The organism is Filibacter tadaridae (assembly GCF_900609045.1).
GTDB lineage: Bacteria > Bacillota > Bacilli > Bacillales_A > Planococcaceae > Sporosarcina > Sporosarcina tadaridae.
The window spans coordinates 26,268-50,513 of record NZ_UXAV01000019.1; the positions used below are offsets into that span (position 1 = coordinate 26,268).

At 43.1% G+C, this 24,246-nt stretch carries 26 protein-coding genes and 2 riboswitches; of the genes, 11 read left to right on the top strand and 15 right to left on the bottom strand.

Features of this window, described 5'->3' with window-relative positions:
• Positions 1-223: 223 nt before the first annotated feature.
• The 4 genes from FILTAD_RS02610 to FILTAD_RS02625 all read right to left on the bottom strand — a co-directional run bounded on the left by FILTAD_RS02610 (position 224) and on the right by FILTAD_RS02625 (position 5,172).
• Complete coding sequence (locus FILTAD_RS02610) at positions 224-1,846, bottom strand: long-chain fatty acid--CoA ligase (RefSeq protein WP_124068953.1); 1,623 nt, start codon at positions 1,844-1,846, stop codon at positions 224-226.
• A 160-nt stretch (positions 1,847-2,006) separates the two neighbouring features.
• Entirely contained in the window at positions 2,007-3,155 is a 1,149-nt protein-coding gene (locus tag FILTAD_RS02615; RefSeq protein ID WP_124068954.1) for an acyl-CoA dehydrogenase family protein, read from the bottom strand.
• 46 nt (positions 3,156-3,201) lie between these two features.
• Entirely contained in the window at positions 3,202-3,963 is a 762-nt protein-coding gene (locus FILTAD_RS02620; protein WP_124068955.1) for a 3-hydroxyacyl-CoA dehydrogenase, read from the bottom strand.
• Positions 3,964-4,023: 60 nt separating this feature from the next.
• Positions 4,024-5,172 carry a thiolase family protein gene (locus FILTAD_RS02625; protein WP_124068956.1) on the bottom strand — a complete coding sequence of 383 codons (1,149 nt, stop codon included), beginning with the start codon at positions 5,170-5,172 and terminating at the stop codon, positions 4,024-4,026.
• A 212-nt stretch (positions 5,173-5,384) separates the two neighbouring features.
• Here FILTAD_RS02625 and FILTAD_RS02630 point away from each other — a divergent pair, with 212 nt between their 5' ends.
• From FILTAD_RS02630 to FILTAD_RS02650, 5 genes are all read left to right on the top strand, one after another.
• Positions 5,385-5,726 (top strand): lmo0954 family membrane protein, encoded by a 342-nt coding sequence (locus FILTAD_RS02630; RefSeq protein ID WP_124068957.1) that lies wholly within the window; start codon positions 5,385-5,387, stop codon positions 5,724-5,726.
• 16 nt (positions 5,727-5,742) lie between these two features.
• Complete coding sequence (locus FILTAD_RS02635) at positions 5,743-6,381, top strand: PspA/IM30 family protein (RefSeq protein ID WP_124068958.1); 639 nt, start codon at positions 5,743-5,745, stop codon at positions 6,379-6,381.
• An 81-nt stretch (positions 6,382-6,462) separates the two neighbouring features.
• Positions 6,463-7,164, top strand: a complete 702-nt coding sequence (gene liaF, locus FILTAD_RS02640) for a cell wall-active antibiotics response protein LiaF (RefSeq protein ID WP_124068959.1) — start codon at positions 6,463-6,465, stop codon at positions 7,162-7,164.
• Positions 7,161-8,207 (top strand): sensor histidine kinase, encoded by a 1,047-nt coding sequence (locus FILTAD_RS02645; protein ID WP_124069017.1) that lies wholly within the window; start codon positions 7,161-7,163, stop codon positions 8,205-8,207. Before liaF ends, FILTAD_RS02645 begins: the two co-directional genes overlap by 4 nt.
• The gene (locus FILTAD_RS02650) at positions 8,182-8,814 is read left to right on the top strand and encodes a response regulator (RefSeq protein WP_124068960.1); all 633 of its coding nucleotides are present in this window, start codon (positions 8,182-8,184) and stop codon (positions 8,812-8,814) included. Before FILTAD_RS02645 ends, FILTAD_RS02650 begins: the two co-directional genes overlap by 26 nt.
• A gap of 502 nt (positions 8,815-9,316) precedes the next feature.
• Here the strand turns inward: FILTAD_RS02650 and FILTAD_RS02655 are convergent.
• Together FILTAD_RS02655 and FILTAD_RS02660 are read right to left on the bottom strand one after the other, a co-directional pair.
• Positions 9,317-9,790, bottom strand: a complete 474-nt coding sequence (locus FILTAD_RS02655; RefSeq protein ID WP_238988124.1) for a DinB family protein — start codon at positions 9,788-9,790, stop codon at positions 9,317-9,319.
• A 91-nt stretch (positions 9,791-9,881) separates the two neighbouring features.
• Positions 9,882-10,208 (bottom strand): hypothetical protein, encoded by a 327-nt coding sequence (locus FILTAD_RS02660; protein ID WP_124068961.1) that lies wholly within the window; start codon positions 10,206-10,208, stop codon positions 9,882-9,884.
• Positions 10,209-10,340: 132 nt separating this feature from the next.
• On the opposite strand from FILTAD_RS02660, the gene FILTAD_RS02665 reads away from it, so the two are divergent.
• Positions 10,341-10,991, top strand: a complete 651-nt coding sequence (locus FILTAD_RS02665) for a CPBP family intramembrane glutamic endopeptidase (protein WP_124068962.1) — start codon at positions 10,341-10,343, stop codon at positions 10,989-10,991.
• Positions 10,992-11,199: 208 nt separating this feature from the next.
• Complete coding sequence (locus FILTAD_RS02670; protein WP_124068963.1) at positions 11,200-11,556, top strand: hypothetical protein; 357 nt, start codon at positions 11,200-11,202, stop codon at positions 11,554-11,556.
• Positions 11,557-11,611: 55 nt separating this feature from the next.
• On the opposite strand, the gene FILTAD_RS02675 is transcribed toward FILTAD_RS02670, so the two are convergent.
• From FILTAD_RS02675 to FILTAD_RS02690, 4 genes are all read right to left on the bottom strand, one after another.
• Positions 11,612-13,834 (bottom strand): sensor histidine kinase, encoded by a 2,223-nt coding sequence (locus tag FILTAD_RS02675; RefSeq protein ID WP_160117552.1) that lies wholly within the window; start codon positions 13,832-13,834, stop codon positions 11,612-11,614.
• A 2-nt stretch (positions 13,835-13,836) separates the two neighbouring features.
• Positions 13,837-14,016 carry a hypothetical protein gene (locus FILTAD_RS02680; RefSeq protein WP_124068965.1) on the bottom strand — a complete coding sequence of 60 codons (180 nt, stop codon included), beginning with the start codon at positions 14,014-14,016 and terminating at the stop codon, positions 13,837-13,839.
• Positions 13,991-14,680: a response regulator transcription factor gene (locus FILTAD_RS02685; protein WP_124068966.1), complete on the bottom strand. Its 690-nt coding sequence runs from the start codon at positions 14,678-14,680 to the stop codon at positions 13,991-13,993. The genes FILTAD_RS02680 and FILTAD_RS02685 overlap by 26 nt, the downstream gene beginning before the upstream one ends.
• A 359-nt stretch (positions 14,681-15,039) precedes the next feature.
• Positions 15,040-15,918, bottom strand: coding sequence for a DMT family transporter (locus FILTAD_RS02690; protein WP_124068967.1), 879 nt, complete (start codon positions 15,916-15,918; stop codon positions 15,040-15,042).
• A gap of 115 nt (positions 15,919-16,033) precedes the next feature.
• A riboswitch (PreQ1 riboswitch) is annotated at positions 16,034-16,079 on the top strand.
• Positions 16,080-16,086: 7 nt separating this feature from the next.
• Between FILTAD_RS02690 and FILTAD_RS02695 the strand changes: the two genes are divergently transcribed.
• The 3 genes from FILTAD_RS02695 to FILTAD_RS02705 all read left to right on the top strand — a co-directional run bounded on the left by FILTAD_RS02695 (position 16,087) and on the right by FILTAD_RS02705 (position 18,518).
• Positions 16,087-16,569: a QueT transporter family protein gene (locus FILTAD_RS02695; RefSeq protein WP_124068968.1), complete on the top strand. Its 483-nt coding sequence runs from the start codon at positions 16,087-16,089 to the stop codon at positions 16,567-16,569.
• 70 nt (positions 16,570-16,639) lie between these two features.
• Positions 16,640-16,870, top strand: coding sequence for an excisionase family DNA-binding protein (locus FILTAD_RS02700; protein ID WP_124068969.1), 231 nt, complete (start codon positions 16,640-16,642; stop codon positions 16,868-16,870).
• Positions 16,871-17,024: 154 nt separating this feature from the next.
• Positions 17,025-18,518 carry a BCCT family transporter gene (locus FILTAD_RS02705; RefSeq protein ID WP_124068970.1) on the top strand — a complete coding sequence of 498 codons (1,494 nt, stop codon included), beginning with the start codon at positions 17,025-17,027 and terminating at the stop codon, positions 18,516-18,518.
• A gap of 36 nt (positions 18,519-18,554) precedes the next feature.
• Here the strand turns inward: FILTAD_RS02705 and FILTAD_RS02710 are convergent, their stop codons facing one another.
• From FILTAD_RS02710 to FILTAD_RS02720, 3 genes are read right to left on the bottom strand one after another with little or no spacing between them, the layout of a single operon-like run.
• Positions 18,555-19,541 (bottom strand): homoserine dehydrogenase, encoded by a 987-nt coding sequence (locus tag FILTAD_RS02710; protein ID WP_124068971.1) that lies wholly within the window; start codon positions 19,539-19,541, stop codon positions 18,555-18,557.
• Complete coding sequence (metX, locus tag FILTAD_RS02715; protein ID WP_124068972.1) at positions 19,499-20,569, bottom strand: homoserine O-acetyltransferase MetX; 1,071 nt, start codon at positions 20,567-20,569, stop codon at positions 19,499-19,501. Before metX ends, FILTAD_RS02710 begins: the two co-directional genes overlap by 43 nt.
• A 30-nt stretch (positions 20,570-20,599) precedes the next feature.
• A complete protein-coding gene (locus FILTAD_RS02720) occupies positions 20,600-21,889 on the bottom strand; it encodes an O-acetylhomoserine aminocarboxypropyltransferase/cysteine synthase family protein (protein ID WP_124068973.1) in 1,290 nt (429 codons plus the stop codon).
• A gap of 137 nt (positions 21,890-22,026) precedes the next feature.
• Positions 22,027-22,142: riboswitch (SAM riboswitch) on the bottom strand.
• 145 nt (positions 22,143-22,287) lie between these two features.
• Here FILTAD_RS02720 and FILTAD_RS02725 point away from each other — a divergent pair.
• Positions 22,288-22,920: a glycerol-3-phosphate acyltransferase gene (locus FILTAD_RS02725; RefSeq protein ID WP_124068974.1), complete on the top strand. Its 633-nt coding sequence runs from the start codon at positions 22,288-22,290 to the stop codon at positions 22,918-22,920.
• A 132-nt stretch (positions 22,921-23,052) separates the two neighbouring features.
• Here the strand turns inward: FILTAD_RS02725 and FILTAD_RS02730 are convergent, their stop codons facing one another.
• Positions 23,053-23,826 carry a sulfite exporter TauE/SafE family protein gene (locus tag FILTAD_RS02730; RefSeq protein ID WP_124068975.1) on the bottom strand — a complete coding sequence of 258 codons (774 nt, stop codon included), beginning with the start codon at positions 23,824-23,826 and terminating at the stop codon, positions 23,053-23,055.
• 87 nt (positions 23,827-23,913) lie between these two features.
• A complete protein-coding gene (locus FILTAD_RS02735; RefSeq protein WP_124068976.1) occupies positions 23,914-24,210 on the bottom strand; it encodes a rhodanese-like domain-containing protein in 297 nt (98 codons plus the stop codon).
• Positions 24,211-24,246 lie beyond the last annotated feature (36 nt).

Here is a 24,246-nt window from a genome sequence, read left to right on the forward strand (position 1 = left end):
ATGATTAATGAATGAATCTCCCTTTAACCCTGTGGATATCCTTCTATTTATGAATGTTATCCCCCTTTCTTGTGTATATCTCCGGTAAGTTGTTGATAATTTCAGAAAAATATATTTGTTATACACAAAATGCTTCTTGGCTAAGTTGATACAAAACAGATATCCACATTCCTTTTCCGACAAAAAAATAAAGCCATCCAGCGAACTAGATGACTTTACCCTCTTATACTTCCAATGAATGCTCTTTGAGGTTTTCCCGTAAAGCAGCTTTCAAAAACTTTCCTACGGATGTTTTAGGAAGCTCGTCTAAAAAGACAACATCATCCGGAATCCACCATTTTGCGAACTGGTCTTCCAAAGATGTAAGCAACTTTTGTTTCATCGCGTCATCCCCTGCTTCGCCTTCTTTCAAAACAACACATGCAAGCGGACGCTCTTGCCACTTTTCATGCGGCAACGCGATAACAGCCGCCTCGAATACAGCCTCGTGCGTCATTAACGCATTCTCAAGGTCAACGGATGAAATCCATTCTCCACCGCTTTTAATGAGGTCTTTCGTTCGGTCCGTTATTTTGAGGTAACCGAACTCCGTCATGACAGCGATATCACCCGTATAGAGCCAGCCATCCTTGAATGCCTCTGCAGTTCGTTCATCTTTATAATATTCACTTGCAATCCAGGGACCTCGTATCGTCAACTCACCCATTGTCTCGCCATCCCACGGCACTTCTCCGTTTTCATTGACAATCTTTACCTCAAGCCCCGGCATGATAAGTCCCTGGAGCGCTCGGATATCCACTTTTTCATCCATCGTTAAATTTTCCATCTCCGAATTAAAGACGGACATACTTACAAGCGGTGTTGTTTCAGTCATGCCGTAACCAATGATAAAAGGTACACCATATTTCTCTTCAAATGCACGGATCAATCCTTTAGGTGATGCAGAACCTCCACAAACGATGCCACGTAATGAAGATAGATCCCTTGGTTGCTGGTCTTGTTCTTTTAAAACAGCAAGCCAAATAGTTGGAACCCCCGCCGTAACCGTCACTTTTTCTTGCTCAATCAAGTCGAGCAACAGCTTCGGATCAAATCCGGGTCCTGGTAGCACTTGTGTTGAACCAAAAAAGACTGCGGCAAACGGCATGCCCCAGGCATTCACATGGAACATCGGTACGACCGGCATGACAACATCACGCTCTGAAAGCCCCATTGCATCTGCCAGTCCAAGTGCATAGCTATGAAGGACAAGTCCACGGTGTGTATAGACAACACCTTTCGGATTCCCTGTCGTGGCAGATGTATAACACATGCCGGCAGGTGTGTTTTCATCTAAATCCTCAGGAAATACGAATGTATCCGAAGCAGCGTCAAGAAGTGCTTCATATGAATAGACATTTTCAAGTGTCGTTTCCGGGATTTCTTTGCTATCGCCCATAATTACATACTTTTTCACAGTTTTCAGCATCGGGGCAAGTTTTTCAAGATGCGGAAACAAATTATCATCGACAAGAAGAATTTCATCTTCCGCGTGGTTGATGACATAGGCAATATGTTCCGGTGACAACCGGATATTGATCATATGGAGAATTGCCCCCGTACCAGGCACTCCGAAATAAGCCTCAAGATGGCGATGATGATTCCATGCAAAAGACCCGACTTTTGTTCCATGAACCATTCCGAGTTTTGTCAATGCATCTGCAAGTTTTCGTGTACGTTTTGCAAATTCACGATAAGGTATACGATGAATCGTATCTGCCCCCGTACGTGAAATAATCATCTTGTTCGGGAAAAATTGCTCTGCTCGTTTTACGAATGACGATAATAGAAGTGGTGTTTGCATCATACTAATCGGCCCCTTTTCAATTGGAATGATTTTTTTATCAGCTTTTTCACGATTGAATCAGAAAAAAGTAAAAGGGTGACGTCCATGAGTCAGTTATTGGTACGTCCCCAGAAGATAGTATGTGACGGCGCACTCGGTTATTCATCCATGTTCCCTTCCGTTATAAACCCATATTTTTCGCGATGATAACCTTCATAATCTCATTCGTTCCCGCATAGATCGACGCAACAGGTATGTCCCGGTACCTGCGTGCAATTTTGTATTCTTCCATATATCCATAGCCACCATGCAACTGCATGCACTCTGCGGAAATTTCTTGCGCTGTTTCAGTAAGCCAGTATTTCGCCATCGACACTTTTGATACGACATCTTTTCCCGCTATATGGTCCTCAATAAGTGATTCAAGAAACGCCTTGCCCAACTCGACTTTAGTCGCGATTTCAGCGAGTTTGAACTGCGTGTTTTGAAATGAACCAATCGGCTTCCCAAATGCATAGCGTGATTTCACATACTCGAGTGTCATGTCGAGCATATCTTCCGAAGCCGTTTGTGCAGCAAGCGCAACAACAAGGCGCTCTTGTTGCAGCTTCTCCATCAAATAACTAAAACCCTTTCCTTCTGTTCCGATTAAGTTTGCAGCTGGAACGCGGCAATCTTCAAAAAACAACTCTGCCGTATCTTGTGCGTGCATGCCAACTTTGTCGAGTTTGCGTCCTTTCGTAAATCCTGGTGTCCCTTCTTCAATCATTAGTAAACTAATGCCTCGGTGCTTCTTCTCTGCGTTTGCATCAGTTTTCACAACAACCAGTACTAGATTGCTATTAATACCGTTTGTGATGAATGTCTTCTGACCGTTTACAACGTAATGGTCCCCTTCTTTAACGGCCGTTGTCTGGACGTTGGCAAGATCTGAACCGACTCCAGGTTCCGTCATCGCTATTGCGGTAATGAAGTCTGCTGTAATACATCCCGGCAGCCACCGTGCTTTCTGTTCATCTGTCCCGAATGATTCAATGTAGGGAACGACTATGTCATTGTGTAGACCGACACCCGTCAGACTTGCACCAACCCGCTCCAACTCTTCCCCGATAATGACGGAAAAACTGAAGTCCAATCCCAGGCCACCATACTTTTCCTCGACATGTGGACAGAGAAAGCCCATCTCGCCAAGCCTTTTCCAAAAAGAAACTGGTATGAGCCGTTTTTTCTCCCAGGACTCATACTGCGGAATCGCTTCTTTTTCAAGGAATTTGCGAAGTGACTTTCTAAATAAAACATGGTCATCTGTTTCGAATCTATATCTCCCCATTGGAAGCTTCCCCCTTTCAAGTGAATTTCGGCACAGCTTTAGTCAATCACCTTGGTTGCATCCGTATTGCACCGTCCAAGCGAATTACTTCACCATTCAACAGTACATTCGTGAAAATACTTTCTACTAACTTTGCATATTCATCGGGACGTCCAAGCCTTTTCGGAAACGGAACCATTGAAGCAAGTGAATCCCGTGCCTCTTCTGGAAGACCTGCAAATAACGGTGTTTCTACTAAACCAGGTGCGATCGTCATAACACGAATGCCAAATGCAGCGAGTTCGCGTGCAATCGGTAATGTCATCCCGGCGATACCGCCTTTTGAAGCGCTATATGCCGCCTGTCCAATTTGCCCATCAAAAGCAGCAACTGACGCAGTGTTGACGATCACCCCCCGCTCCCCTTCTTCATTCAACTCATTTTCTTGCATGATTGACGCTGCAATCCGAATTGTATTAAATGTACCCGTCAAGTTAACACGAATGACTTGTTCGAAACGCTCCAAAAACATTGGCCCTTTTTTCGACAGTACTTTGTTAGGCGGAGCAATGCCTGCACAATTGACAACAGCATTCACTTTTCCGTAGGTTTCCTTCACAAATTCCATATTCTTTTCCATCTGTTCCGCATTTGCGACGTCCGTTTTTACAAATAGTACCCCAAGCTCGTCTGCAAGTGCGCGGCCGCGCTCTTCATTCATATCAAAAATAGCTGCTTTCCCACCTGTACCGATAATCCGTCTGACAGTCGCCTCGCCAAGACCTGAGGCCCCTCCCGTTACAACTGCAAAAACGTCTTTCATCTCCATACATATAGTCCCCTTTTTAGTTCGGCAGTCCGGTTGTTTTTATCTGCATAATGCCATCGCTCACATCCGCTCAATAATCGTCGCATTCGCCATGCCCATTCCCTCACAGATAGCTAGCAGTCCATAACGTCCCCCCGACCGCTCAAGCTCATGAATCATTGACACTAGCAACTTCGTGCCCGTTGCTCCAAGTGGATGGCCAAGTGCGATTGCTCCGCCGTTCGGATTCAGTTTCTTAGGATCTGCGCCCGTCTCTTTCAACCAAGCAAGCGGTACAGGTGCAAATGCTTCGTTCACTTCGTACGTATCCATGTCTTCAATTGTCAATCCGGCTTTCTCTAGTACCTTCCGTGTTGCCTCAATTGGTCCTGTCAACATTAATGTTGGATCGGAGCCGACGACGGATCTTGCAACAATTCTTGCAAGCGGCTTCACACCGAGTTCATCCGCTTTTTCTCTCGACATCAGTAACACTGCCGATGCACCATCACTCATTTGGCTCGCATTTCCAGCTGTAATGACACCATTTTCATCGAATACCGTCCGTAAGCCAGCAAGTATATCCACCGTCGATTCAGGGCGTGGTCCTTCATCAGTTGAAATGACTTCTGTTGTACCATCCTCTTTGACGATTTCAACCGACATAATCTCATCGACAAACTTTCCTTCATCGATGGCACGAATTGCTTTTTGATGGCTACTGAATGCGAAACGATCGAGTTCTTCCCGCGACAATCCCCACTTCTTTGCAATTCGTTCTGCCGATAAGCCCTGATTGATAATTTCATAGTTCTCCAACAGTTTCGCACTCGGTTTTGTATCGCCCATGTTGGACATCATTGGTGCACGTGTCATATTCTCAACACCGCCCGCAATAACGATATCCATATCTCCTGATGCGATTGCTTGCGATGCGAAATGGACAGCCTGCTGACTTGAGCCGCATTGCCGATCGATTGTCACGCCAGGCACATGAATAGGAAATCCAGCAATCAGTGCAGCTGTTCGAGCGATGTTCCCTCCTTGTTCACCAGATTGCGTGACACATCCTAAGATGACATCTTCCACAACTCCCTTTTCAATCCCGGCACGCTCTACCAATTCCTCTAGCACAACTGCTGCAAGCTCGTCCGGTCTAAAGCCTGCAAACCCACCTTTCCTTCTACCGATTGCTGTTCGTACCCCTTCAACGATGACGACCTCTACCATTTCCGCACCTCATTCTCCGAATTAAATGATTTTTCATATAATAGTAGTTTACATGAAAGCGTTATCAATTTCCATAGTTAACGCTAAGATATTCTTTACAATCACTTAGACGGAATCAGCCTTTGGTCTTAGAAGGAAATCCGCATTGCGCCCGTTTGGACAAATCAAAATCCGTTATAAGATTAAGCTACAAACGAAAGGAGAAACAACAAATGAAAAAATTCGGTCTTGCAGCACTTGGTATTACAGCAGCAATCGTCGTTCTTGTGAATCTTGGATCACTTCTTGCACTTGCTCTTTCCGCACTAATCACTTATGCGGGGTTCCACTACTTCAGAAAAAGCCAGTCAACATTTAAAAAAGTATTCTGGGGAGGCGTTATGCTCGTCGGCTTATTATCCGCTGTTTCGAATGTGCCTGCTTTCTTCGGTATCATCGCAATCATCGGTGTTCTCTATGTATGGCAGAAATGGAAAGGCGTCGATAATGATTCCATCGTCTCAGACGATCCTTTCGTGAATTTCGAACGTCAATGGAACAAAATCACAAAATAATAAGGAGGCAATTCACATGAACTCACTTTGGAATAGATTTAAATACTCGGTACAGGCGGATCTCCACACGCTATTCGACAAAAAAGAAAGTAAAAACCCAATTGCGATGCTCAACCAATACATCCGTGAAGCAGAAAAACAAACGGACTCAATTGGTAAATTGCTGGAACGTCAAGCTAAATTGAAAGTTGAACTTCAAAAGGAACTGACAGAAGCTGAAAATATGGCGGACAAGCGTCGCAGTCAGCTAGAACTTGCACAAGGGACTGGCGAAGAGGATTTAATCGCTTTTGCAGAAGAAGAAATTACAGCTTACGATACACGTGCTGCGGAGCTTGCAGAAAGCATTGCGGAAACAACTTACGAATTAACTTCTTTAGAGCGCAAGTTTGAGGAAATGAAGCATAAAGTGAAAGACATGAAAGTTCGCCAACTTCAATTGATGGGAAAAGAGAACGTAATGCGTGCCCATCATCGTATGGATCAAGTCATCTCACCTGAAGACGCGAATGGCCCTGTGGCTTCAGGTGAAGAAATGAAAAAGTATATTGAAAACCTAGGTGGGAAGATTGAGCGTGAATATGAAACATCTTCAATGGAACGCCGACTTGAATCACTTGAAAAAAGTTCTACAAAAGAAAAAGAACTTGTGTAAACTAGACTGTAGAGGGGAAGGCGTTTTAATTCGTCTTCCTTATCTTCATTTAATCCGACTTCAAGAAGGGAGATATACAAAATGAAACGTATAGATACAAGTAAAATTGCATTTTGGGGCTTTGTTTTCCTGTTACTTATTTTTATCGAAGCCACCTTTTTCCATAACGGGAATTTCGTATTCGTCCTTCTGGGTGCCGGACTGACCTATTACGGGTTACGCAAACGTTCGAAACTTCTGTTTTTACCGGGGTTATTTTTTATAGCGATGTCACTTCTTACATTATGGAGTTTACGTTTATTCTTATTCTTAATTCTTGTCTATATCATAGTACGTTTGTGGAAAGGCATTCCATCCGAAGAGATCATGCGTCCCCTTAGGGAGTTCCAGAAAGAAACGTCCAATGGTATCTGGAAGAATAAATTATTTTCTGTACAGTCCTCTCCATTTTCTTCATACGAATGGGAAGACGTCCATTTCCAAGGATTCTTTGGAGACCTTCATATTGATGTAACAGATACAGTATTACCAAAAGGGACTTCTTTGATTTCCGTTAGACAAGGAATCGGGAAGATTAAAATCGAGCTGCCGTACGAAATTCCCGTACGCATTCATTACACAACATTGCTCGGAGATGCAAAGCTATTCGGTATTCATCGCAAACGTCTTATTAATGAATCCCTTCACATGAAAGATAGCTACGAGGGCAAAACGGATGATTCGGCAGAACTTATTATTACACTTTCCACATGGGTTGGAGATATAGAGGTGACGAGGAAATGAAAGCAGTCATCGGACGGGGGTTATTTCTATCCCTTCTATTAATAATGATTCCTGCGGTGTATATTTACCTTTTTCTCAGACTGTCGTTGAAAGAAGTATGGTTCATATTTTATGAATCTGAATTCGCCAACGTCCCACTTGGCCTATGGATTTTAACTACTGCACTTGTCCTTAGTTGGGGAATCGCCATATGGACAAGCTTTATCGGCCGTTCAAAAGAGCAAGTAATCGAGCAAAGGCTGACTGATTTGATCGACACGGAACACACAGGCGAATCAAATGAAAAATTCTCTCCGCGCGTTGACCGCGCAATAGATAGCGTATCTAATGTCATCATCACGCAGCGGAAAAGTTTGCAGCGGATTACAGATGAACGCGCCGAAGCACAAGACAAGCTCATCCAAGAACGCATTGTCCAAGAACGGCAACGGCTCGCTCGTGAACTACACGACTCCGTCTCCCAACAGCTTTTTGCCGCATCAATGCTCTTATCCGCAATCACGGAAGGGAACGATGATGCCGACACACAAAAGCCGTTGCTTCAAGTGGAACGTATGGTGCAACAAGCACAGCTTGAAATGCGGGCATTACTTCTACATCTACGTCCCGCAGCGCTTAACAACAAATCACTTGCCGAAGGCCTGGAAGAACTACTTATGGAATTAAAAGAGAAAGTGCTATTCGATATCCGGTACCGATTGGAAGAAGTGAATTTGTCTAAAGGCGCGGAAGATCATTTATTCCGTATCGCGCAAGAGACCTTATCGAATACGTTACGTCATGCACAAGCGACAGAAGTCGATGTATTGTTCGTAGAACGGGACGGCCTAGCGATTTTTCGTGTGCAGGATAATGGTGTTGGATTTAAGGAAAGCGACGGAAAGGGCGGCTCGTACGGCTTACAAAATGTTAAAGAACGTGCCATTGAAATCGGCGGCACTTGTAAAATTGTTTCGGTTCCTTCTCAAGGGACTATCGTCGAAGTGAAATTACCTACCCGAAAAGGAGAGGATACGGTTGATCAAGATACTGTTAGTGGATGATCATGAAATGGTACGCATCGGCGTATCAGCTTACCTACAGATACAGGCGGATATGGAAGTCATCGGTGAGGCTGTAAACGGACGGGAAGCTGTCGATAAAGCACTCGCACTACGCCCCGATATCATTCTGATGGACATGGTCATGCCCGAAATGAATGGCGCCGAAGCAACAGCCGCCATTATTAAAGAGTGGCCTGAAGCGAAAATTGTCATCGTCACAAGTTTTTTGGATGATGATAAAGTGTATCCTGCGCTTGAGGCAGGTGCAATCAGTTACATATTGAAAACATCAAACGCTAAACGAATTGCAGAAGCCATTCGCGAAACATTAAAAGGTCAAACCGTTTTGGAGCCGGAAGTGACAACAAAAATGATGCAAAAAATGCGCGCCGGCCATGAACGAATGCCCCATGAAGAATTAACTGATCGTGAACTTGAGATTCTACTGCAGCTTGCAAAAGGAAAAACGAATCAGGAAATCGCAGATGAATTATTCATCGCATTGAAAACAGTGAAGACGCATGTCAGCAATCTGTTGTCAAAACTAAATGTACAAGACCGAACACAAGCGGTCATTTATGCATTTCAGCATGAATTGGTTGAATGATTGTTGAGTTTGATGCAGTTCGAAGCCGGGGGGTCTGGTTTCGGGCTGTTTTTTTGTTTTGTATGGGGGATTGTCATTGAGGTTATTGGGACGGGCCATTACAGTTTCGGTGTTCGTCCTTACAGTTTCCTCTTTTGCCATGACAGTTCCGAGGATTGTCCTCACAGTTCCGGAGGGCCATTACAGTTTTGGTGTTCGTCCTTACAGTTTCCTCTTTTGCCATGACAGTTCCGGAGATTGTCCTCACAGTTCCGGCGGGTCATTACAGTTTTGATGATTGCCATTACAGTTTTCTCTTTTGCCATTACAGTTCCGGGGCTTGCCATCACAGTTTCAGCGAGCCATTACAGTTTCTATGTTTGCCCTTACAGTTTCCTCTTTTGCCATGACAGTTCCGGAGGGCCATTACAGTTTTGATGATCGCCATTACAGCCCCGTCATCCTACAAATCCAACAATAGAAAAAACTCCAACCGAAGTTAGAGTTTCAATTCTTCATTGTATTATTTTTCTACTACTCGGTTCAGTGAATCAATAATTCCTGCGTGAAAGCCTTCATGCCAAACTGCAAATTGAATAATGGATTCTACTGTCTCCAGTGCAATCATTTTCCCAATCGCCATTGGCTCATCCAGCGAATTACTAAGTTTGCCTCCAAGTGCTTCTACAATTCGTGCCGGTTGCTCCTGTAATGCTTTAAGAATTTCTTCATTTGAAGGAGCTTCCCATGTCCATCCTTCTGGACTTGAACCTGTTGTGAAGAGTGGAATCCATCCAGGATTAACGGCCTCAAAACCGCTTACTGCTTTTTGAACGAACGTTTCCATTGATACGAAAATATGGCCTGCGTTCCAACGGATTGTATTATTAAAACCGTTTGGTTGTGTATCCCACGCACTTTCCAGTGACTTTTCCAGACGACTAAATGTGTAGGCACGGGCAAAGTTTAATTGGTTCAATGTTTCGATGATAATCATTCCTTTCTTCAGTTCTATTCTTACTGTAGCCTAATTGAAAGAAATTAAAAAGACTGTCCGGTTTATGGACAGTCTTTTTAACACGTTTGTATCATTTTTTAACTTTATGTTCATTCCACTCACTATGGGCTTGTACGTTAAATTCTTGATTAGACTGTTCACGTTCCCTACTAGGGATATTTCCACTTAGCTTGGGATTATTCGTGCTTGGTTTTACATTCTTTTTGTTTTCATTATAGGCGGACGGCTTGTGTTCGCCCTTCTTATCCTGCGCATTGTCTCTGAATGTGTCAGTTGAATTAGAATCGGATGGATCGGCTAGTGGTAATTCATCGGTAGGAGTCATTCTTCCATTCGGATGAGCCACTTTCGGTTCAAGGTCTTCTTTATTTGGATACTTTCCATCTTTTATGGTCATCTTTTTAACATCCTCCTTTAGTTCATAATATCTTAATCTTTTCCCCTTTACAATAATTTCAAAACCAATTTCACGGAAAAAAGAAACCCTTTATCACCGGGTTGCGTCCCCTTATAAATAGAGGTGATTTTTTTGAAAAGGGCTTTTGGCGTTATTTACCCGTTACTAAGCATTATTCTTCTTCTTTGGATTGAACAGGGATTGGACTTTTCTTATGGTTGGAAAACTGTTGCAAAGGCTTTTCTTTTCCTGTTTATTCCACTGGTTTTATTTCGGGCTGGTAAATTTCCTTTCATTCATTTTCGTACTATTGACCGTAAAAGTATGCGCATTGCGCTTGCTTCCGGCCTTGCTATAATGAGTGTTATTATCGGTGCATTCGTTATTTTATTGCCTTATATCGACATTGATGCATTGCTGATTGACATCGCTGAGAAAGGCGTGACAAGTACAGTATTCCCGTTCATCGCATTTTATATCCTGTTCGGTAATTCATTGATGGAAGAGTTTTTCTTCCGTGGTGTTTTGCCCAGCCTTTTGGGAGCTTCATGGATTCGTTTTTTGTTGCCATCCTTTTTCTTTGCGATTTACCATGTCGCTATCTTTTTGCCATGGTTTAGCCCACCACTTCTTGCACTAGCAGTTACAGGGCTTTGGATAGGTGGTTTTATTTTCCAACTCGCGAATGAACGAAGTGGAACCATGTTACCGTCCTGGACGATTCATATGTTTGCCGATGTCGGGGTTTTACTTGTGGGAGTTTATATAATGTACTTCTCTTGAGTTTTTTTGGGGTTGTATTTTATCGAGCTAACTCATTACACCTTGCTTCACACAGCTTTTCAATACATTCTTGATTGCCGATTGTGATAAGGTTATCATTCTTTACAACCTTCCACTTCCGTTGTTAGCGTGCAGGGAAACTATTCTCTTTTTACAGCGTCTCATTTTCTAAAGCTTTTATTATTTCTTTTTTAGTGGGGTGAAAAGTATGGTAGAAATGCAGTCTTTCAAAATCCGTTATCTTATTCTGACTCTTTTTGCTGTCCTCATTGCGCTCACTTTCTATTATGGGCAAACATTTGAAGAGGCACTCTTTACGGATGGATTTCCCGTCCCAGGTAAAGCAAAGATTTTAAAAGTTTCGGGTGATGTAGGCTCTGAAAGTTATACTTGGAAACCCGCTTCGGAAGAAAACGGTTTACCAATTCGTTATAAGCTAATGATATTCTTGAGCGGTTGGAAAGAGGTTGACAGGTTGGGAACGTTGACAACTTATGAAAAAGACGCCGTTCAAGTCGATGTCATTTCACAAACAGATTATCTTCAGTTGATTGGACCAAATTAATAAAAAGCCGTACACATCGCCGACTGGAAATCGGTATTGTGTACAGCTTTTTTTGTTAACTTGCAAGGACAGTTACTGTCACTTTGAATAAATCGCCATCCATCTCGATTTTCATTGTGCCATTATGCATGTCGACAATCGATTGTGCAATGGCAAGGCCAAGACCCGAACCATCTGTAGACCGGGCTGTATCTGCACGTTTGAAACGTTCAAATAACTCGTTGACACTTTCACCCAGTTCATACTTCGTTATATTTTTTATAACAAACTCTGCATCGTCGCCTACTTTTCGAAGCGTAATATAAACGCGTGTGCCCGGCAACGTGTATTTGACCGCATTGACAATTAAATTATCCAACACGCGCCACCACCGTTTTCCATCAACATAAGAGATAAGCGCAGTGTCAGGCAACCCTGTCCTGAAGTCCAAACCTGTGTTTGAAATTTCCTCCGCATGTTCCGCAAGTGCTTGTTGGAGCAATTGCGTAAGATCTACACGTTGTTTGTTTAGTTCCATATTGCCACTCGCCATCTTCGATACTTCAAACAAATCCTCGATTAACGTCTTTAGGCGTTGTGATTTCTTATCTAGTATATCCACATACTTCGCACGCTCTTCAGCAGCAAGTTCTTCATTTTTCAAAAGGTCCGTATACGTAATGATTGACGTCAATGGCGTCCGTAGATCATGGCTTACATTCGTGATCAGTTCCGTTTTCAACCGTTCACTTTTTGCTTGTTCACTCATTGAGATACGCACACCTTCACGCAAATTATTCAAGTTCTTCGCATGATCTGCAAGAGGCGATTCCCCCTCCACTTCAATCGCTTTATGAAGCCGCCCTTGCGCCATTGCTTCCGTAGCCTGGATAATCCGGTTCAAATACGCGGTCCTTCTCACAAAGATATACAAGAGCGGAAATCCTACAAACAATGCAAGCGGTATATAGATAAGCAACAGCCCCGGTGCAACCATGACACCGAATAGGCCGAGCCCTGAAAGGAAAAAACCGATCAGCAGAAGGAACATTTGAACACCAATCGTACGATTTAAAAACATCTCTTGCAGTTCCTTCGAAAATTTCATACTATAACTGGAACGAATATCTTCTTCCAAAGTCCCTTCGATTTTCAAACGTTCCACAAGCAGGACAAGTTGGAACACAGTCGTCCAGAGGAAGAATCCTAAAACAACAAACAAACCGACTAAAATAATACAGTTTTCCGGGCTAGTTTGGAAAAAGAACCATGAAAATCGTCCAGGAATCAGTTCCAAAAGTACGTATACTCCCAAAAGAGAAAGGATTAGTAATGCTATCTTTATATCCATCTTTAGACGATTGTATGACGAAACAAATTGGCTGTTCATGACCCATTCCCTTTTGAAACGGAAGACGGTACACAAGGCGACCAACGAAAGAATGCCAAGCCCCCAAAGAACATACATGCCTATCTTTGTGCGTTCAAATCTTTGAATATCTCTTCCAAGCAAGCCTTCCGACAATGCACTTTTCGGAAGAATTATTGTGCCTTCAAACTTCCGAGTCGGATTCACTTTGGCAGTATAACTATTTCCCAAGAAATAGTATGTCTCCTCGTCGTATGCTAATCCATCCAGTTGATATATATCATTCTTGCTTACACGATCTGATTCCGCTTTCAGATAACCTTCTTGCGCATTAAAATTCTTTTCATAGCTAGCAGGTGCATTGATATCCCCAGAGGTGAATGTCTCTCCTGTTTCAATATCTTTTAACGAATAGGCGAACGGCAGCTCCATTTGCTGATTGAGATTACGTTCACGTTCATTCCAAAATCGTGTTAATATTTCCTCTTTCTCCGCACGTATTTTCTTTTCCACATGTGCATCATCTTCAAAATTTTTCCGTATATCATCGATTTTTGTATCACGCTCTTTAATCAGTGCGGTTTTCAACTTCTCACTTTTCCCTGCTTTTGCATCCTCAATTCGACCAGCATACTGCTCGTCAATACTGCCGATTTGCTCGGCAAGCGTTCCGTAACGAGTACGATGCTCTTCGATTTCAGCTTCTGTGACAGTAATCCGTTCTTTTTCTACTTCCAAATCAATTGGATTTAGTATGGTAACGCTGAGATTTTCAATGAAAGTGCCTATCTCACCTTGAAAACCGTCCCGTTCGAGATAGCTTTTGCCGATATATTTTGATCCTCCTTGCATAATTGATATCAATGCCATCAAGAAAAGGGTAACAAGTGCTATCCATACAACTAACCGTTTCCGATTATTACTTTTCAAATTCATACACTTCCTTTCATAAGCCGTGCGAGATAGGCAATCGCTCGACTAGAACGTTCCATGCCGTTCCCTATAAGTTCGATGATGTGGGAGAAACAGTAACCGATGCTAAGCCCCGCGATGATTATTGCAATGATTGACCAAATTACTGCGTGGTCATTTTTCGATTTTGTAACCAACACCCCACACCACCTTCACGTACCTCGGATTTTTTGGATCTACTTCAATTTTTTCTCGTATTTTACGAATATGAACAGCAACGATGTTTTCAGCGTTGTACGCTTGTTCATTCCACACGCGTTCATAGATTTCATTAATGGAAAAGACACGCCCTACATTTTTCATAAGGAGTTCCGTAATTTTGTATTCAGTCGGCGTTAACTTTACCGATACGCCCTCAATTGTCACTTCTTTTGATTCTTCATCCAAAACGAGACCGTCAATCTCAACTTTCTTTTGCCCGTCATACGTTCCAAGCTGAACGTAACGGCGCAATTGTGATTTGACGCGGGCCATCAATTCCATCGGATGGAACGGCTTCGTTACATAATCATCTGCACCAACTGACAGGCCATGAATCTTATCGGAATCTTCCGCTTTGGCACTTAGCATGATAATCGGGATGTTGCGTGCCTCTCTGATTTTGAACGTTGCCGTAATGCCATCCATGTTGGGCATCATAATATCGAGAACAAGAAGATGAACGTCATTCGCCTCAAGTAATTCAAGTGTTTCCACGCCATCTGCCGCCTTCAACACTTCATAGCCCTCGTTTTTTAAATAAATTTCAATCCCATCACGGATTTCCTGATCGTCATCCGCGACTAGCACTGTGAATTTCGCCATCTTCCGCACCTCGCTTTACTCTATGATACCAATCGTAACGCACGAATCTTAACATTCAACTACTGTAATTATGAAGAAAATCTTAAGATGGCATCAATTCCAGTTATAACAAAGTAAATAGTTATGTTGAAATAAAGAATTCCATTAAACCGCTACAGCGCCATCGCTCAGTTAATACACCGGATTCAATACTTCAACTTATATAGTTAACACAAAATCCATGTAAGGATACTTCATTTAACTGCTTCAAAAAAGTACTAACTTTTAGGGGTTTCCGGTTTATTTTTCTAATTCAATGAACAGAAGCCCTTCCACAACGGAAGGGCTTCTGTTCAAATATATGTAAACATGGCAGACAATCATTCAAGCACACGTTTCGTTTTCTTCCCACCAAGTGTCAACACAAGTATTCCAACAAGTAACATCGCAATACCTGCCCAAGATGTTCCGTCCAACTGCTCTCCAACTACAAGTACACTTAGCACAGCCGCGGTAAGTGGTTCGGCAAGTGATAGCGTAACCGCTGACGACGATGGGATTTGTTTTAAACCGGTGGAGAAAAGGATATAGGCCACGCTTGTCGTCGCAATCCCGAGATACAACACGACAGTGATACTTTTTCCTGACAGCAGCCCCTCCGTTTCGAATAAAAACAGAAATGGCAAAAGCATAAGTGCACTCATCGAGAAGATGACCGCAACAGCCGGTACCGTGTCTACCTTTTCAAGTACGTCCTTATTAACAAGGGCATAGACGGCAAATAGAAATCCAGCCCCCAGTGACATAGCGATACCTAGCGGATTGACAACGATTCCGTCCTTGTTCAGAAACAACAAAGCACAACCTACAATTGCCAGTGCCGTTGCCGTTAGCCATACGCTCGTCGGACGACGTTTCAGAATCACCCACTCAATAAGCCCAGAGAAGATGGGGGCACTTCCGATTGTGACAACGGTACCAATTGCTACACCGGTTAATCGTACAGAGGAAAAAAATAAGTATTGGAAAATAGCCATTGAGAGGGCCGCATAAATCGTAGCCTTCCAAGGCCAATTTTTGAATTCTATTTTACGCATGATAAGCAATAGTAAGAGCAATGAAAAACCGCCCACCGCAAGACGTGACGCTCCTACCGCTAGTGGATGTATCGTTTGCGGCATGAACGTTTGGGCGGTACCTGTCGTTCCCCAAAGCACTGCTCCTAAAAGAACTAGACTATACGAAATTTGTCGCGACACACGTTATTCCCCCTCTCTACTAGTATTACGATACCACACGAACTGACTCTTCCAACATCTCTTATTTTCTTGACATACTTCGTGCAAATGCACTAAACTACTTGTTTGTGTACATCCTAACGTGGTTCATCTACCATCCCACGTAAAAAAACTAGGGGGAACTAAATAATGAAAGTAAAAACAATGGCAACAAGCGGTATAATCGCGGCATTGTATGTTGCCGTATCGCTTCTCGTGACGCCGTTCGGATTCACGAACATACAATTCCGCATCTCAGAAATGTTCAACCATCTTGTCGTTTTCAATAAGAAGTTTATATTCGGTATTGTACTTGGTGTATTTGTAACAAACCTATTTTCACCGCTTGGTATGTACGATTTGTTTTTCGGTGTAGCCCAATCAGCACTGGCCCTTTCCATCACAATCTTTTCCACTAAATTCATAGCAGGCCTTTATAGACGAATGATGTTCAATACACTAATCTTTACTTTTACGATGTTCATCATCGCATTCGAATTGAACCTCGCCTTAAAGCTTCCTTTCCTACTTACATGGCTGACGGTTTCAATAGGCGAATTCGTTGTCATGGCAGTCGGTATTCCGATTATGGCCGCTTTGAATAAACGCCTGAACTTTGAAAAACTTATTTAATTAATACAAGTCCCTTCCATTTCATTGATCATTCAAGAGGTGGAAGGGATTTTTCAGGAGATGAAGAACAATGTATATCACGATTCATGAAGCTGCAGAACACCTTGCCATGCCAGTTATGCAGATAGAGAAGTATGTGCGGGAAGGTCGAATCCGCTCCGTCCATGATGGTGAACAGTACCTTATCAACAAAAGCCAGTTCACACTATACTTTGAACAACTTAACGCATTAAAACAACAAATCGATGAATGGAGAAACGAACCCATACCACCTGACCGTGACATTAAAGACGAAGACTGATTAACCGCAACATCTTTTCCAATTTAACTCATTAGGTATACGGATTAAAAGCCTCAATCGGGGAATACTGTCCTTAAAGGCTATTTGCATTCAAAATCGACAACTAGTATAGTATATGTTTGCTATCTAACTATCATATTTACAAGGGGGAAACATGAGGAAAATTTCAAATGTCTTTTATATTACAATCGGTCTGATTATTTTGGCCGTCGGGTACGGCGCGTTGGCACCCGCAAGTTTTGAAGAAATCACAACAAATGTTAAAAACTTCGTTGCATCATGGTTCGGCTGGTACTATATGTTGCTTTTATCATTCACAGCTGCTCTTAGCATCTTTTTCATCTTTAGCCCATACGGAAGTATCCGACTTGGGAAAGATACCGATCGTCCGGAGTTTTCAACAATTACATGGATTGCCATGCTATTTTCTGCTGGAATGGGAATTGGAGTCGTTTTTTACAGCGCGGCTGAACCATTGTCTCATTTTGCAATTGATCCTGCGACAGCAGATCCAAATACGAATGAAGCTTTCAAGGAAGCGCTGCGACAGTCCTTCTTTCACTGGGGATTCCATGTGTGGGCTATGTACGGAGTTATTGCATTATCTCTTGCCTTCTTCCAGTTCCGTAAAGGGGAACCGGGTTTAATTTCAGCAACATTGAAGCCGATGTTCGGTAAAAAGATGGAAGGTCCGTGGGGAATTTTCGTCGATGTACTTGCTGTTTTCGCGACATCGTTTGGAGTCGCTACGACACTCGGCTTCGGTGCTGTTCAAATTAATGCAGGCCTCAACTACTTATTCGATGTTTCTATCGGAATTAAATCACAGTTCGCCATTGTTGCGGTTGTGACAGTCCTATTCATCGCATCCGCGTGGTCCGGGCTAAGTAAAGGCATCAAATATCTGTCGAATACAAACTTAGTACTTGCATTTGCCCTTCTTGGTTTCGTCATCATTCTTGGTCCTACACTCTTAATTTTCAATATGTTCACTGACTCGTTCGGCGGCTATTTGGCAAACCTTGTTCCAATGAGTTTTGGCACTGCACCTCTGAGTTCTGATAATCGGGATTGGCTCGATAGCTGGACCATTTTCTACTGGGCTTGGTGGATTTCATGGGCACCATTTGTCAGTATGTTCATCGCCCGCATTTCAAAAGGTCGTACAATCAGGGAATTCATGACCGGTGTGCTTGTTGCACCTACATTACTAGGCACGTTCTGGTTCTCAGCGTTTGGTACGACGGCGATTGATATCCAGAAAAAAGGCATTACCGACTTAACGATACCATCAACGGAATTGACCATCTTCGAAATGTTCAATGCGATGCCTATGTCGCTAACCATATCCATCATAGCAATCTTTTTGATTGTTTCCTTCTTCATTACATCGGCGGATTCGGCAACATTTGTTCTTGGCATGCAGTCAACGAATGGTTCATTGACCCCACCGAATAATGTAAAGCTCGTCTGGGGTATCATCCAATCGACAATTGCCGTAATCCTGTTGTCCGTCAACGGACTAACAGCATTACAAAATACAATTATCATTGCGGCATTGCCGTTCTCGTTCGTCATGTTACTCATGATTGTGTCATTACTTAAGGCATTGAAAGCAGAAGCTAAAGAAATGAAATTGAAAAAGTAACTTTAGAAAAGCGATTCCTCACTCGGAATCGCTTTTCTAATTACTTACAAGGGCCGTTTCACGCTTGCCTATAATTTGAAGGAAATCACCAACCATCGCACTTGCTGTTGGATACATACCTGCTCCTGGACCAATAAGTGTAAGGGCACCGAGATGATCCGTGTCAACAATAATGGCGTTATCCACACCGTCAACGCTATATAAAGGATGGTCAGGCCCGATAAGCACAGGGCCTACACCTCCATGACGCACACCATTTTCATCACAGTAAATATCCGCAATATGCCGGTAACGAAGTTTACCTTTGGAAGCATCTGTTACGTCCTCAACTGTAATGCCATCAATACCAATGACCGCAACGTCTTCCCACTTAGGCTGACCTCCGAAAGCAAGCGCACTCAAAATCATTAATTTCCGAAATGCGTCTTTTCCACTAATATCGTCTGTTGGGTCTGCTTCTGCATAACCAAGTTCCTGCGCTTCGTGAAGTGCTTTCTTAAATGGTATTCCCTCATTCCTCATTTTCGTTAAGATGAAATTGGACGTTCCATTTAGAACACCACGAATCCGACGAATACGGTCTGTCGGTAACAGCCCTGTAATTGTTCGAATAATCGGTACCCCGCCAGCTGTCGTCGCTTCGTAACCAAGATTGACTCCCCGGAATTCAGCATGCTTCAATAATGCAGGACCATGTGTTGCGAACATCGCTTTATTCGCAGTTATTACATGGCACCCTTTTTCTATCGCTTCAGAAAGGTATGCATATGCGGGTTCTTCTCCAACAATCGCTTCAAAAACGACATCAATGGATGAATCAGACAAGATTTCCTGTATGTCCCCCGTGATTTTCGTTCCAGGCGTCGATTGCCTTGTTTTTGTTGTATCCCTAACGAGAATGGAAACAACATTAATTGTATAACCCGTTCCTTTTTCTATTGCCTTACTTCTTTCATTCAGGATCTTGTAAATTCCTTCACCTACAATGCCGAAGCCGAGTATGGCGACGTTGATTGACGGCATGTGGTCACCTCCATGTATTGCTTTACGATGAGTCCCCATTTATCATATTCAGTTAAAAATCCATCATGTCCGAATTCCGTATTAATTAAATAATAAGTTGAATTCGGGATAAGATGTGTGAACAATTGAATATTTTCCGGTGGATAGATTAAATCATGTGTGTATGCGAGTGCAATGACTTTTGCCTTTATCGACCGGGTTGCTTCTTTAATCCCTCCACGACCACGTCCTAAATCATGTGTATTCATGGCACGAAGTAGTGTGCAATAGCTATTCGGGTCAAATTTCTTCGTTATCTTCTTACCAATATGATGTAGATAAGATTCAATTTCATAATTCCCTTTTTTCGATTCCGTTCGATCAAACCGGTCATTGAACAGTTTGCCTGACCTGTATGTCACCATTCCAGCCATTCGAGCTGTTTCAAATCCTTTCACGTCAGTTGGTTGTACGTAGTTCCCATTTCGGAAACCCGAATCATTCTCAATAGCATGAAGGCCGATGCAGTTAAATGCAATCCCATAAGCGCTAAGTGCCGGGGTGACTGCGATTGGGATAAGGACAGCCACATCATCCGGAAATAAGATACCCCACTCTAAAACCCTCATACCGCCAAGTGAGCCTCCAATGATAGTGTGAAGTCGATCGACTCCCAGTGCTGTAAGTGCTTTTCGTTCAGCACGGACCATATCTCGAATGGTTACTTCAGGGAATGAAGTCCGATAAGGTCGACCTGTTTCGGAATGAATGGACAATGGTCCCGTCGACCCTTCACATCCCCCAAGGACATTAAACGTTATTACAGAGAACCTGTTTGTATCAATACTTTTCCCTTGACCTACAAGTCCGCTCCACCAACCTGGATGGCTGGCGGTCCCAACAGCATTATGATTGCCGGTCAATGCGTGGCAGATAAGAACGGTCGGCGCATCTTGTCGACCTACTTTTTCATATGCGAGCTGCACGTTTTCCACTACAACGCCGGACTCCAATGTCAAATTCCCGATGCCTACAATACCCGTCCCCACCTTCTCACATCCCTTCACATTGCATGAAACTCAAACTGTTACCGGTACAGCATTTTCAATTGCTTGCTTGAGGTCCGCAATTGTATCTTCCACTGATTCAAGACCTACTGATAATCTGATCAATTCCTCGGTGACACCAGCACTTTTCAATTCCTCAGCGGATAGTTGCTGATGTGTCGTGGAAGCAGGGTGGATAATAAGCGATTTTGCATCCCCGACGTTAGCCACATGCGACCAGATCTCAACATTATCAATTACTTTACGTCCCGCTTCACGTCCTCCCTTGATGCCGAAGACAATAATAGATCCAAAGCCGTTTTTCAAATACTTTTTCGCAAGGTCATAAGAAGGATGTCCTTCATTTCCCGTATAAGTTACCCACTCAACGGATGGATGTTGTTGTAAAAATTGTGCTACTTTACTAGCGTTCTCATTATGTCTAGTAACCCGTAAATGAAGTGTCTCAAGTCCTTGTAGGAAGTTGAATGCACTGTCTGGATCTAAGCATGGTCCGAAGTCACGTAATAACTGGACGCGCAGTTTGGTTGCAAATGCAGTACTTGCTGTGTCAATACCGTATCGGAGCCCATGGTAGGATGCATCCGGTTCAGTAAAGCCCGGAAATCTCCCTTGTGTCCAATCGAACGTCCCTGCATCTACGACTATTCCGCCTATCGTCGTGCCGTGTCCTCCAATCCACTTTGTTGCGGAATGAATAACCACATCAGCACCGAATTCAATTGGACTCATACCGTATGGCGACGGGAAAGTATTATCGACAAGTAGCGGAATGCCGTTGTCGTGTGCAATAGCTGCAACTGCCTCGACATCGAGTACATGAAGGCTCGGATTACCAATCGTTTCTGCGAAAATGGCTTTTGTTTTATCAGTGATTGCTGAACGGAAGTTTTCAGGGTCAGTCACATCCACAAATTTCACATTGATACCGTAGCGTGGAAGCGTTGCGGCGAATAGATTATAAGTACCTCCATATAAATTGCTTGCTGCAACGATTTCATCGCCTGCACCTGCAATATTTAGAATTGAAAATGCAACTGCTGCCATTCCAGATGAAAGTGCAACTGCCGCAGTTCCACCTTCCAACAAGGCTAGACGTTCTTCAAAAACAGATACTGTCGGATTTGTAATACGCGTATATATATTGCCTGCCTCTTGTAGTGCAAACAAATTTCGGGCATGCTCCGTATCACGGAATACGAATGAGGAAGTTCTATGGATTGGTACTGCGCGTGATCCCGTTACAGGATCCGGCTGTTGGCCACCGTGTAGTAGAAGTGTTTCAGGTTGAAGTTTTGTCAATGTCATTACCTCCAGAAGTTTTTTTGTCGTACTGCCTTTCAAGATGGAAGGGCGGTGCAGTGTGGAGGCGTTGGGGGATTGGAATAAAAAATAACCCCCTTCGCTTAAGAAGAGGGTTACGCTTTCGCTTATTCCTCCCCTTATCTTTCAGACCGTTCACACTAGTCTGTAGGAAGTAGCACCTTTGCAAGTTGGTCGCTTGCCGGTTGCTGGGCATCGTAGGGCCTAATCCCTCCGCCGCTCTTGATAAGAGTTTATGAATGATTCAGTTTTCCATCTTGTGAAATAGTATAGACGTCCGTTCAATAGAAAGTCAAGCGTTTATTATATTAATCTTTAGAAACTTGCGTTTAACAGAAATGTTATTATGAAACTATAACGATTTTGGAGGTATTCAAATGTTGGTATGGATTTTTGGTACGCTCATATTTGGTTATGCAATCGGATGCCTGCACGGATCATCTGTTGCACGGATGATTTCAGGGGTTAATCTAAAACAAACAGGCGTAAAAAATGCTGGTGCTTCCAACGCGACAATCGTTCTCGGTAAGAAGTTCGGTGCACTTGTGGCAGCTATCGATATCGGGAAAGGTGTTATTGCCGTTATCGCTATACGCTTTGTTGCTGATCGGTTTGATTTAACAGCAAGCATGGTTGTACTCCTGCTATTTGTTGTAGGTATCGCAGCAATCATCGGACACAATTATCCCTTCTATATGCATTTTAAAGGCGGCAAAGGAACCGCAACGATGATTGGTGTGCTTCTTGCATTGGATTGGCGGTTCGGGCTTGCCGGCTTTGCTCTGTTTGTGGTCGTGACAATTGTCACTGATTACATTGTTTTTGGTGTGCTAATGCTATACGTCACACTTCTCGCCATTGCAATTTGGTCAGACGGATACTGGCCAATTGTGATAGCCAGCCTTTTATTCCTAATGGCCGTTTGGAAGCATATCGAGAACTTCAAACGGATAAAGGATGGGAGTGAGAAACGGGTTTCTGCTGTGTTTAGGAAAAAGATAGTGGGTTAAACGGTTTTTAAAAAAGTAACTGAAGCATACAGTCATTGAATCAATTCCGTAAGTCCCGTCACTAACAAGTCGATACTAAACGCAAAACATCCGGCGTTGCCTATTTTCAGGCGATGCCGGATGTTCTTTTCATCAAAAGTCCAACCAAATCTTAATAGCTGTCCCCAATATAAGTACTGCCAATATCCATTGCAAAACTTTTGTATTCATCTTTTGCCCCGTCTTAGCACCAAGCGGGGCAGCTAGAACACTTGCGACAATCAGGATGACTGCGGGTCCATATAGCACCTGGTCGGTTGCAATTTTACCAATTGACGAACCGATTGAGGAAATGAAAGTTATTGCGAGCGAGGTTGCAATCGTTATACGCGTTGGGATTTTCAAAATCAGTAACATAATCGGTACGAGAATGAAGGCCCCTCCTGCACCGACAATTCCCGCTGCAACGCCAACAATAAACGCTAGCACCGCAGCCAACCATTTATTGAATTTCAATTCGTCAGCAGGAACATCATCCACATTCTTCTTCGGGATGAACATCATAATGGCCGCAAGCGTTGCCAATATCCCATAAATTAAGTTCACGGATCCCTCAGACATCATATTCGATCCAAAACCACCAATAAAGCTACCAATTATAATACTTGAACCCATATAGATAACGAGGGTCTTATGAATAAAACCACTCTTGCGATAAGCCCACACACCCGAAAGCGTCGCGAATAATACTTGAATCGCACTTATCCCTGAGACATCATGGGCTGTAAACGCAGCCACCCCAAGTAGAGGTGGAATATAAAGCAGTATCGGATAATTTATAATTGCTCCACCAATTCCAACCATCCCGGAAACAAATGAACCAATGAATCCCAACAGAAAAATCGTTATGATAAATGCAAAATCCATTATGATACCCCCTCTCCCCAAAAAGGAAAATACCTCTAAAACAGATATCGTCCCTTTCAATTATTAACCAATTTTAAAGATGCATACTTATTCTGTAGGACCTTCCCATGACATCATGCCGCCAACCATATTTACGACGGTATAACCATGACTTTCGAGCAGCTGTGTCGCTTTTCCACTTCTTCCACCCGATCGGCAAACCATTGTATATTCGACGGATTTGTCTAATTCGTGCATACGAAATTCCAATAATCCAAGCGGAATATTAATTGCTCCTGGTATTTTCCCGTCTGCAACCTCATCAACTTCACGTACATCGATGATATGGATGGGCCGATTCATTTTCATCATTTCCTCAACTTCAATTGGTGTTTTTTTAATCATCATAATCTCTCCATTTCTTATATGCAATAGATAAGT